Here is a 10,768-nt window from a genome sequence, read left to right on the forward strand (position 1 = left end):
AAGCCCCGGGCGCAGCGGCTGATTCCGCAATTGTCACTGATCACGGGATTACCGGTCGGAAAAAATCCCCGAGGCTTCTCTGATTCCTGATAAGTGTATGTCACTCATACGAAGGATCGGCTGTCTGAGTGTCTGTGTAATCTTTATTATTTTAACAGATGTCGGGTAGAAAGTTATTCAAAATTAATCAGTTGATGTTCATTACTTTCAGTTTTCCGTCCGGTGCGCGTCAGAAGGTGAGGCACGTCCGTTTATCTTCGGTCTGCATTGATTCAGGCCTGAATTTTCAGTAAAAATCCGCGCATCCGGGAATAAGGCGTGTTTTTGTGGTATGATTTAGGAACATTTCATAAATTCCGGCAGGCGTTTGAGTGAACTGCCGGTTTCATCAACATGGTTATTAAACTGAAAAACAGCATTATCAGCATGACTAGTGAAAAGAAATACGATAAATCGTTTAAGAAAAGCTATCTGAAACCTAAATACTGGGGCTCCTGGCTTGGCATTCTTTTTCTGGGATTCCTTGCCTTCATACCGGCCTGCATCAGGGATTTTGCGGCGGACGTTCTCTGTTTTCTGCTGTGGCGCGTCAATCACCGCATGAAAAAGAACGTGCTTATAAATCTTACCATGGCGTATCCCCGTATGTCCGAGGAGGATAAACTCAGAATCTACCGCGACTTTCTGAGAGTGGGAATAAAGGTGATTTTCGGTTACGGCGAAAGCTTCTACAGAAGCGGAAATTACCTGAGAGATCATTATCTATGCACGGGCAGAGAGTATTTTGATGAAGCGGTTGCCACCGGCAGACCGATAGTATTCATGGCGCCTCATGCATGGGCCATCGACAGATGCGGTCTGTTCTTATCAGCCAACAGCCTTAAGATGTGCACCATGATGCATACTTCAAAAAACGAGGTCTATGACTGGTTCATGAACTCAATCAGACTTAAATACGACGGTAAGGTGTTTGAGAGAAGCGCCGGTATCAGAACCATCATCAAGGCTTTAAAGGACGGATACAGTTCCTTCTTCCTTCCGGACGAGGATCTCGGAGCCAAAGGTGCGGAGTTCGTTGATTTCTTCGCATCCAGAAAGGCCACACTGGTAACCGTATCCAGACTCGCCAAACTCGGAAATGCCATCGTGGTGCCGATGTTTTCATGCTACAACGAAGAAAAGCATGCATATGAGGTTGTCTTCGGAAAGTATTTCGACAACTATCCGTCAGGTGACGACAGGGCGGATGCCGGACGCCTCAATCACTGTATAGAGGAACTCATCACCGGCAGGGAAAAACAGTACATGTGGTTCCTGCGCATGTATAAGACCAGACCGGAGGGAGAGGAGTTTACCGACATATACGGCAAACAGTATTCCTACGATTACGTGAGAGAGGAAATTCAGAAGCGGTTCAGATAATCCGAGACAATACCGAATCAGACCGGAAATATGTGTTTCCGGTTTTTTGTTCCGTAAGAATCTGCTGATGCCGATAATGACGGATATTTTTGTTTTAATATCGTACTGAATCACGCATAAACGCCGATAATATAAGTACACAGCTCAATATTTTTTACGAATTGTATGTATGGTTTTCCCGTTTTGATTTATCATAGGTCAGTCGCCGGATCATCCGGACACAGAATAATCAAGAGACTAGTGAAATGAAGTACAGAAAATTTTTAACCTGCTGCATCGCCGCCATCATTGCCGCAGGCTGCAGCATCAGCGGTCAGAAGAACAGTGACAGAGCCTTTACCATTACTGAAATGGATCGCATGAGCGAGGTTTATTACAAGGAATTCAGTGACAATCACAATATTACCAAGAGTGCCGTCAGGGAACTTCGTACGTCTCAGTGCATTATGAGAGCCCTGACCCGTTCGGTGGAAGGTGCATATGCGGGTATGAGAACCGAATGGGCAGTGGACATAACCCGCGACTGCAGCATGAATACGGCCGTACTTTCTCACGGTCATCTGCTTATCAGCAACTGTGTCGTCGGCAATCTGCAGAATCAGGATCAGGAAGCGTACATCATTGCCCATGCCTTTGCCCATACCCTGCTTGAACATGACAATGAGAGAATTTCTCCGTATCTCGCTGAAAAATCAAAGGAGAAGGATTATTCATTCAAGAAGTACCTGAGATCCGAAGGCGGTTATGACGTGTTCACCAGAGCCGTAGGTCTCCCTGACAGAGAAGGCCTTATTACTCCATACAGTCTGGAACAGGAAATGATGGCTGACATTATAGCCATCAATACCATGGCCCATGCCGGTTTCAATCCTTCAGCCGCACTGATAGTCTGGCAGAACATGAACATTGATCCGGATCTTAATGCCGGGAAGTACATTGAAACACATCCTCATTCATCCGACTACCTTAATCAGCTCAGCGAACTGGTTGAAAAGGCAATGCCTGAATACAGACGTGTAAGAACTGATTACGGTCGTGTGCCTCTATGTCAGAAATAAGGATTAGAACTCCTCTTTCTTCAGAAATCTCCGGAATTGCCAAAATGCAGTTCCGGTCCATGCGTCAGAAGGAGTATGTTAATTACACCGGTCTGGAACTTTCAATCTATGCCATGGAGCTGCCTCAGATTATTTCCATGTGGAGTGAAAGAATGGTGTATACCGAATTCTGCGACAGAAACTACGGCTCCCTGATTCTGGTGGCAGTTGAGGACAATCCGCTGCCCGGTAAGCCTGATATCGTGCGCGGCGTGGCTTTCACCAGTGTTCTGGACGGCTGGCTTTACATACGTTCTCTTTATGTCGAACCGGAAATGACCGGCAGAAAAATCGGTTCAGCACTGATGACTGCCTCTATTCTGTTACAGATGCAGAGGTTTTATCTTGTGGGGCTTCGACTGGAAGTCTTTACTGGCAATCTTCCGGCAGTAGGTCTCTACGGAAGCTTCGGCATGACGGATAAGCCTTTTGAGTACCCTGAGGAATTTGGCGGCACGGCAAAACATGCGGTACCTCCGAGATTCAGAATTTCATCAATGGAAAACCGTATCAGTCCTGATTTTATGGAAATAATGACCCGCAGAATTCAGGCCCCCGTATCGGAAATGCTGCCGGAATCATGCAGGGAATTCATTGCATCCGGAAATTTTGAAAAAATCAGAGAGGCTGTAGCAGCAAAACATTACATTCCTTCATGGTTCAATGAACATATTTTGAAACCTCGGCCCGAAAGAGATGAGAACCGCACTGAATTCGATGACTGGTGCGATTTTCAGGACTGGATTGAAGCCATGGAAACGACGGATGAACCTGACGGAAAGAACTAGTTCAAATCATTTCCTTTGATCATTCTTAAATCCACCGGATAAAAATTCTTCGGCATATTCAATGTATTTTCTGCGGTTTAGCTTAAGTCCTGTGTTTTTAATTTCAGGCATGTCCAGCCATATTTTCGGAACATAAACATGTGACATTACCGAAAGTGCGTGCTGTTTCAGATCCTGAAGCGTTCCCCTGAAATCATCCGCGGTTTTCACCAGGACAACAGCCATTTTTCCCCATTCGTCATGCGGCACCGGGACCACCACGGCTTTTTCAATGCGACTGTCTTTAAGCAGTTCTGCTTCAATCTGTTCGGGGTGAATATTCTCTCCTCCGGAGATGAACATGTTGTCCTTTCTGCCTCTTATGACAAGTCCCTCACTGAGAAATTCCCCGATGTCACCCGTATGAAAATATCCGTCTTTGTCCGTAACGGGTTTGATGGCGCCGTTTTTAAAGTATCCGAGGCACAGTGTTTCACCCCGCACCAGAATTTCATTATCCTTTCCGATTATGAGTTCCCTATCCGGCAGGGCAAAACCTGCGGTAACAGGGGTATTTTTTTTCAGTTCACAGGTGCAGATCTGAGAGGCCATTTCAGTGGAACCGTAGCTTCCGTAAAGAGCTATATCAGGATAAAGCTGATGAACCCTGTCTACAAGAGAAGGTTCAATGGGAGCTCCTCCGAGGAGGATTGCTCTTACCCTGCTTTTTTTCAGAATTTCTGGATCCGCGTTTATGATGCGTACAAGCTGGGTGGGAACAAGTGAAAGGACTGTTATGCCGTCATCAAGAATCTGTTCCGTGAGTTTTTTATCTCGTCGCGGAGCTACCATGGTGGCTCCTGTCATGAGGGTTTTGAATATAACCGCCTGCCCCCCGACGTGATTAAGGGGAAGAGACAGCAGGTAGCGATCCTTCGGCCGGAGTTTAAGCATAGCCTGACTGCCCAGGGCACTTGCGATATGAGCTTTGAGGCAGTGAACCACAAGCTTCGGCAGGGCGGTTGATCCAGAGGTCAGCATCATGTTGCAGGGAAAATCGAGATCGACTGTGTGAATTTTACAGTTCTCATATTCCCAGTCACCGGTATCGGTATTGAGAGTACGGTGCACAAAACTGCAGAAGTCTCTGATGTCGGTTATGACCAGAGCCTGTATCTTACTGGCTGTTTTTCTGATGCGTTTCGCCGTTTCTCTGGCGGAATAGGGAATGTAGGTTATGCCTGCACGTATAAATGCGAAGAGCGAAGATATGTATTCGCAGGACGGTTCTGCCTTAACCATTACTTTGGGAAAGCCTTTGTCGAAAAAGCCAATGGTTGCCGGATCCATCCCGTGCGTAATGTCGGAGCCGTTAAGTATGTTCGCCGTTATCTCCGGATTTTTTCTGAAATTTCTGAACGGTCGTTCCCATGATGACACCATCATTTCAAGTTCTCTGTAGGTAATGTTTGCAGTACCGTCAGTGAAGGCAGTGTTTTCATAGAAAAGCATTGAGACATTTTCCATAGGGCATGGATATTTGATCATTGTCTGGTTCCGTTTTTTTCGATATTACGATACTGAGGAGATTATAATACGTTTGTGGACGGATTATAAATAAATATCTGGCAGATATTTATTTGTTACTTATTATTTCTTGGAGGAAAATTTTTTCTGTTTCAGGAGACAGAGCCTTAGGTATTCTCAGAGATACTGTTTCTAAATTGGACTGATGTTTAATGAAAGAGTATTTTTTTTGCTGACGCTGAAACGACGGGACTCAATGCAGAAACCGATGAGTTGTTGTCTGTCAGCATTATTGATCATTACGGTAGATGTATTTTTAACTCCCTGGTGAAGCCAGAAAACAAAAAGTCATGGGATGAAGCAGAAAGAATAAACGGTATATCTGCTGAAATGGTAATGAAAGCACCAAGTTCCGACATCTGAAACCTGTACTGAGCAAGATTTTTCAAGAGAAACATGTCATAGCATACAATATGGCGTTTGATGCTTCATTTTTAGGAAAAACGCTTAGAAATGCAAGTTCTTTACACTGTTGTATGAAAGCTTTTGCAGAATATTTTGGTGAGATTGATCCAAATACGCAGGATTTCGCTTAATATCCTTTTTTGCCATATTCATATAACTCCAATTAAGTTTTTAATATTAACAGACTTAACAGGAATACACGAATTTTATGTCACACCTGTTTTCATCTACTAAATTATCGGCATATGCTGAAACCGATAAAGATGTTAGTACGGCTATTGTCAAAAGTTGTTTATTCATTATTTACTACTCCTTAGAAACTGATGAAGATGAATTTGGTTTTATGTCAGCACTTCCTTCTTTTCCACTTCCTTTTATTCTTTTGTAAATGGAAGAAGCTCCCCATTTAGCGAGTTTGCCAGTTCCTTTTGCCCCAAATTTTGCCAAGCCTGTTGCACCAGTTGCTTTCGCTGTTTTCATTGCCATTGCACCTTGAGATGCTGCTGACATTGCAAAACCTTCCCCCTTCCCTTCAATCATAGCAACAACAGATTGCGGAACAGAGTGTGCGAGAATTAAAGTCAGCAGACCTTCAGTCAAAACAAGGAATGTTTCTTCTAAGTATAGTGGTCGTCCAAATCCATTATATGACGTGGCGTTGTATATCGTTAAAGTGACCATATTTAGTAGAAGATCCACTATAAAAACAAAGCAGAGTAACTCAAATCCTATCTCAAGCTAAGCAAGGAAGACTGTTCTTATTTACTGGACTAAATTGTTTAGCTCATATGATAAACCTTGTCCCCAGTCAGTTTGGCTGGTTTTTTTTGTTTGTTTTCAGTTTCAAATATCATCAGATACTTTCTTGAAATTATTGAGTGTTTGTATTACAATGTAATACAGGTAGAACAATATTTTATAGGAGGCAGTATGTCTATATCTCTCAGATTAAACGATGTTGATACTGATATTATTAAATCATATGCATCAATGCGTGGAATGACTGTTTCAGAACTGGTTCGTAGAATTGTCATGGATCATATTGAAGAAGAATTTGACTTGAAAGAATATGAAAAGGCTTATGCTGAATATAAAAAAAATCCAGTTACTTATACTCTTGATGAAGTTATTGAGGAACTGGATTTAGCATGAGTTATTCCGTTCTTTTTACCCAAAAAGCTAAAAAGCAATTATCAAAATTAGATAGGAATACTGCCAAGCTGATAGCTTCTTGGTTGAAGAAAAATTTGGAAGGTTGTGTAAACCCTAGAATTCATGGTAAGGCTTTGGTTGCAAATAAGGCTGGTCAATGGAGGTATAGGGTTGGTGATTATCGAATATTGGCTGAAATTAGAGACGAAGAAGTTATAATTTTGGTTTTGCAAATAGGGCTTAGGAGAGAGATTTACAAATAGTTTAGAATCCCTAACGCTTTAGTTTAGGGATTTTTGGTCGATTTGGGAACGATCTTTAAGATTGATTTTTTAATAATACTCGTCAATTTCTGCAATTTTTTCAGCAGCAGGATTTCGCTTAATATCTTTTTTTGCCATATTCATATAACTCCAATTAAGTTTTTAATATTAACAGACTTAACAGGAATACACGAATTTTATGTCACACCCTTGAGCCGTTATTTGAATTAAAAACAATGGGCGGTACTTAGTCCGCCCTGCTTTGTTATAGCTAAAGTTGTGGGATTCTGATTTTATTTGGGATTTTCCGATTTGCTAGAGCAATTTACTTCAGCTTTTTACCAACGACTGTACATTCTTTTTTGCAGAAGCAGATTCCGTATGCAAGAACAGATCTGATATCGTTTCTCTTAATGTACGGATCAGCGTATTTCTTGGTAAGTATCTGTTCAATGGCATCCTGGGCAATTAATGCCTTGTCTTCATTTTCATCGGATGTCTGCTTCAGTTCCAATATTACGATAACTCCAATGTTCCTGGCCGATTTTAGTGTCAGATCTATATAACCGTTTCCTGACTCGAAATTGGATTTCTGCTCCTGCAGTAATGATGTTCCATTTACCAAAAGTCCGTTCATGAAGCCGTGGTAATAGTTTTCCTTAGGTGCGTTGACGGAAAAATCCCTGATGGACACATATTTGGCCAGAAGTCCATTAAGGTTGTTTTCAACTGTTTTGGTATCACCATCAAACAATCCTTTTACCAATTTATTGGTGCTGTTTTTCATAATGGAATTGTTTTTAAAGAAATTCAGAATCTTGGATTTAAAGCATTTTCTGATTTCTTCATTAGGAATGTACAGACTGTATTCGTCATTTTCGGTAGAATGGGAATGTGGCTCGAAAGTGAGATATCCTGTATATAGCAACAATGTCCAGAAATCGGTGATGTTATGTTCCTGAAGATCCCCGTAGCATAGAGATGTTCTTACCTCAGTGGTAATTGATTTACCGTCCAGAAGATTCTGCATCCTGTCAACGTCTTCAAGCTCTATAAAGCCCATGAATTCTTCAATTACTTCATTACCACTGGTGTTTATCCAGTAGTTGTCTGCTGTAATGATTTTATTTTCCGCGCCGACTTTTCTGTAATTTGCATAACAGAAAGACATTACATCCCAGGGACAGTACATGTGTATTTCGCCGAAATGATATCCGTCATAGTTGTTTCTGACTTCTTCATAATAATCGGACAACCCGTAGTACGAAAGAACTTCTTCGGATTCTTCCTTGGTAAAGCCCACACCTTGGGAAATATCATCATCACTGGAATCTAGAACAGAACATACTAGCAGATTATTAAGTCCTGTAAAAATGCTTTCCTTAGTGGCTCGCAGACAGCCTGTCAGAACGGCTCTGCCGAGATAAAGATTTGTTTTTAAGGCGTTGCCTAAGAAAGGACTTATGATGTCAATCATTTCACGGTAGTAATCGTTATGGGCGGCCTTGGCAATGGGAACGTCATATTCGTCAATAAGAAGAACAGGCTTAACTCCATGATGTTTGTAAAGAAACATCAGCAGGTTGCCTAATGAATCCTTTATTTTGTTTTTATTCTCAATGTTGCGGATAAAATTATTGTCGGAAGCTATCTTTTTAAAGATTTCCTTCTCGGCATCATTGAGTTTTGGACTTTCGGCAAGGTAGCTGAAGGAATTGTACATTCCAAACACAACACAGCCCAACTGATCGTATGCCCCCTCAAAATCACTACCAGAAACTGCTTTTAGGGAAATGAAAATAACAGGAAATTTGCCCATGTATTCACGGCAGAATTCCTTATCCTCTAAGATTTTGGTATCCTTGAACCATTTTTTCTGACGGGACACGTCACCTGGATTTTCAGGATTAAGAGCCAGAAAATCATAGAATGTTGACATGGTAAGTGTTTTTCCGAAACGTCTTGGCCTGGTGATAAGCATTACGTCCGCTTTGTTATCCTTAAACACGGTTTTGATAAAAGGAGTCTTATCGACGTAATAGCAATCATTTTCAATAAGTTTATGAAATAATTCCGAGCCAATGCCTATGGACTTCAACATTATGTACAACCTCTGATTTTGACGCATACAAACATATTTACTATGATACTGGTCTAGCATATCTGATTAATAATCTCAGTGAAACATGGGCAAACTGTTAAATTGTTATAGTTAAGGGCTTGCCAAGTGCTTTGAAACATGACGCCAAAGAGTTAAGGTTGGTAGTTTTTCTAAAACTTAAAATATTATTAAGTTGTTGAGGAGAAACTCCAATTCGTCTTGCCAGTTCCGCTGGTTTAACCATTAAATCGTACATTGTATTGCGAAGCATTATTTTTAAAGCAGTATCATAACCGACATCTATAATATAGCGACTTCCGTCATCAATTACTTCGGGCTCTGGAATTCTTTTTTTGAATTCAACAAGACCTTCAATATAGTCGTAAATAACAGCTTTAGCCATCATGTGGGCTTCTTTGAGATCTCGTCCCTGACTTAAAGCTCCCTCCCAACCTTTGCCATCTATATTGATAATAAAGAATTTATCGCCTTTTTCAATTTTGGCTGAATATTTTAAATAGTCTTTTACATTCATTTTTAGTATAATCTCCTCTGAAAAAAGCCTCATATTTCAGAGGCTTTAACTAAATCACATTAGAGATTGTTTTATAATTTGTTTTGCTAGAACATCGTCAATCTCTCTGTGACGCGGTATGGTAAACATGTAGCCTTTCTTGCTGTACCATTTATCATGGTTAGAGCCTTTGACAGGTCTTGCACCGTTTGCTCGTACCGCTTTTTCAAGGTCTCGCTTCTTAATTTTTACCTCCTTACTTCCTTCAAAGCGTTATTAACCTTTCACTTATTATTATACATATATTTGTGAAATATATAAAGTAATTATTGTATTTATAAAGCGAATAATTTAAACCAAAAAAAGAAGGAGATAGATAAAATAAAGGCCTGAAATATATTCAGACCTCTTACAAAGTAATGGAAAGGTGTTGCTGGTGATTTTTAAGAGTTTTGGTTGGTACTTAATGATTTAATTGTTTACGGATCTTAATCATTTTATGAAGTTCTTTATCCGTAAGTTCAGGATTCTCCTCGTCAGGAGTTACTTCTCTATACTTCAAAGCCTCTAACATTTTTAGTTGTTCTTTAGTAAGAGGGGCAGACGGATCAATTTCTTTTCTAATCTGTTTGCTGATAATGGATGCTTTGAGTTCTGCTTCAGCAATTTCTTCAGAAGTAAATATTTCTTTTTCGATTTCTTCCCAGCTTCTGCCAGTCGCTTTATTCATTGTCGCTTACCATTTAAAAGCCTTAATTTGCTTTTCCTATATTTGCTTCAGAATTAGTGTGAAAGTTAGAGTAGGAGATGACAGTTTTATTTTCCTATTCTATGATTGTAGTTGATCAGAAAAATTTAGAAGGAGATAGTTAATTCGCCACCAAGAGCGATCAAAATTTTCATAATTGTATCAATTTTGGCATTAACGTCGCCTTTTTCCATTCGGGCAATGACAGGCTGAGATACACCACTTAGTTTTTCTAGATCTCTTTGTGATAATCCTTTTTTCTTTCGTGCAACAGCTAAATCATGCATGAATTTTACTCTGGATTCCATTTCCTTGAGCTCTTGAGGGGGGAAAAGTTCTGCTCGCACTTCATCCCATGATTTTCCAATGGCAGAATTATTCATTGTCAATACCTCTTTTCCTTAAATCAAGTAATTCTCTTTGTGCCTTTTCAATTTCTTCTTTTGGCGTTTTTTGAGTCTTCTTTACAAAAGACAATATGAAACGACCTCCACGAATGAATGTAAAAACGTGGATTTACCGTGTAAACTGTAGATGTACATAAACAGATACGGATTTACCGCAAACATTAAATGAAAGTCGTTATGAATAAGATAATATATATTGGAATGGATGTCCACTCTTCTAACTTTACTTTGTGCTCTTTTGAACCGGGTTACGGCATGACCGAGGATAAGATATTCGGTCAGGTGCAGTTTAAAGAAGACTTAAT

General features: G+C 40.5%; 14 protein-coding genes. 6 read left to right on the forward strand and 8 right to left on the reverse strand.

The genetic code is table 11. From position 1 onward, the window contains the following. Window positions 1-393: 393 nt before the first annotated feature. The 3 genes from T489_RS0113020 to T489_RS0113030 all read left to right on the forward strand — a co-directional run bounded on the left by T489_RS0113020 (window position 394) and on the right by T489_RS0113030 (window position 3,307). Window positions 394-1,422, forward strand: a complete 1,029-nt coding sequence (locus tag T489_RS0113020; RefSeq protein WP_232218333.1) for an LpxL/LpxP family acyltransferase — start codon at window positions 394-396, stop codon at window positions 1,420-1,422. Between the two features lie 245 nt (window positions 1,423-1,667). Then, window positions 1,668-2,480: a M48 family metalloprotease gene (locus T489_RS0113025; protein ID WP_031580433.1), complete on the forward strand. Its 813-nt coding sequence runs from the start codon at window positions 1,668-1,670 to the stop codon at window positions 2,478-2,480. Next, complete coding sequence (locus T489_RS0113030; protein ID WP_031580434.1) at window positions 2,468-3,307, forward strand: GNAT family N-acetyltransferase; 840 nt, start codon at window positions 2,468-2,470, stop codon at window positions 3,305-3,307. Before T489_RS0113025 ends, T489_RS0113030 begins: the two co-directional genes overlap by 13 nt. A gap of 6 nt (window positions 3,308-3,313) precedes the next feature. Here T489_RS0113030 and T489_RS14535 read toward each other — a convergent pair whose 3' ends face one another. Further along, window positions 3,314-4,834, reverse strand: a complete 1,521-nt coding sequence (locus tag T489_RS14535; RefSeq protein WP_051622173.1) for an AMP-binding protein — start codon at window positions 4,832-4,834, stop codon at window positions 3,314-3,316. Between the two features lie 201 nt (window positions 4,835-5,035). Between T489_RS14535 and T489_RS15820 the strand changes: the two genes are divergently transcribed. After that, window positions 5,036-5,236, forward strand: a complete 201-nt coding sequence (locus T489_RS15820) for a 3'-5' exonuclease (protein WP_084155535.1) — start codon at window positions 5,036-5,038, stop codon at window positions 5,234-5,236. A gap of 348 nt (window positions 5,237-5,584) precedes the next feature. Here T489_RS15820 and T489_RS0113045 read toward each other — a convergent pair whose 3' ends face one another. Further along, complete coding sequence (locus T489_RS0113045) at window positions 5,585-5,959, reverse strand: hypothetical protein (RefSeq protein ID WP_157608279.1); 375 nt, start codon at window positions 5,957-5,959, stop codon at window positions 5,585-5,587. 249 nt (window positions 5,960-6,208) lie between these two features. Here T489_RS0113045 and relB point away from each other — a divergent pair, with 249 nt between their 5' ends. Continuing rightward, entirely contained in the window at window positions 6,209-6,430 is a 222-nt protein-coding gene (gene relB / locus T489_RS0113050) for a type II toxin-antitoxin system RelB family antitoxin (RefSeq protein ID WP_031580438.1), read from the forward strand. Then, window positions 6,427-6,693 (forward strand): type II toxin-antitoxin system RelE family toxin, encoded by a 267-nt coding sequence (locus T489_RS0113055; protein ID WP_031580439.1) that lies wholly within the window; start codon window positions 6,427-6,429, stop codon window positions 6,691-6,693. Before relB ends, T489_RS0113055 begins: the two co-directional genes overlap by 4 nt. A gap of 325 nt (window positions 6,694-7,018) precedes the next feature. On the opposite strand, the gene T489_RS0113060 is transcribed toward T489_RS0113055, so the two are convergent. From T489_RS0113060 to T489_RS15830, 6 genes are all read right to left on the reverse strand, one after another. After that, the gene (locus tag T489_RS0113060) at window positions 7,019-8,794 is read right to left on the reverse strand and encodes an AAA family ATPase (protein WP_031580440.1); all 1,776 of its coding nucleotides are present in this window, start codon (window positions 8,792-8,794) and stop codon (window positions 7,019-7,021) included. A 97-nt stretch (window positions 8,795-8,891) separates the two neighbouring features. After that, window positions 8,892-9,329: a type II toxin-antitoxin system HicB family antitoxin gene (locus tag T489_RS0113065; protein ID WP_031580441.1), complete on the reverse strand. Its 438-nt coding sequence runs from the start codon at window positions 9,327-9,329 to the stop codon at window positions 8,892-8,894. 54 nt (window positions 9,330-9,383) lie between these two features. Beyond that, window positions 9,384-9,554 carry a type II toxin-antitoxin system HicA family toxin gene (locus T489_RS15825; RefSeq protein WP_084155537.1) on the reverse strand — a complete coding sequence of 57 codons (171 nt, stop codon included), beginning with the start codon at window positions 9,552-9,554 and terminating at the stop codon, window positions 9,384-9,386. Between the two features lie 217 nt (window positions 9,555-9,771). Beyond that, window positions 9,772-10,038, reverse strand: coding sequence for a hypothetical protein (locus T489_RS0113070; protein WP_031580442.1), 267 nt, complete (start codon window positions 10,036-10,038; stop codon window positions 9,772-9,774). A 125-nt stretch (window positions 10,039-10,163) separates the two neighbouring features. Next, a complete protein-coding gene (locus tag T489_RS0113075; RefSeq protein WP_031580443.1) occupies window positions 10,164-10,439 on the reverse strand; it encodes a helix-turn-helix domain-containing protein in 276 nt (91 codons plus the stop codon). Next, window positions 10,432-10,533: a type II toxin-antitoxin system RelE/ParE family toxin gene (locus tag T489_RS15830; protein ID WP_198020492.1), complete on the reverse strand. Its 102-nt coding sequence runs from the start codon at window positions 10,531-10,533 to the stop codon at window positions 10,432-10,434. Before T489_RS15830 ends, T489_RS0113075 begins: the two co-directional genes overlap by 8 nt. Window positions 10,534-10,768 lie beyond the last annotated feature (235 nt).

It is taken from the genome of Ruminobacter sp. RM87 (genome assembly GCF_000701925.1).
Lineage (GTDB): Bacteria > Pseudomonadota > Gammaproteobacteria > Enterobacterales > Succinivibrionaceae > Ruminobacter > Ruminobacter amylophilus.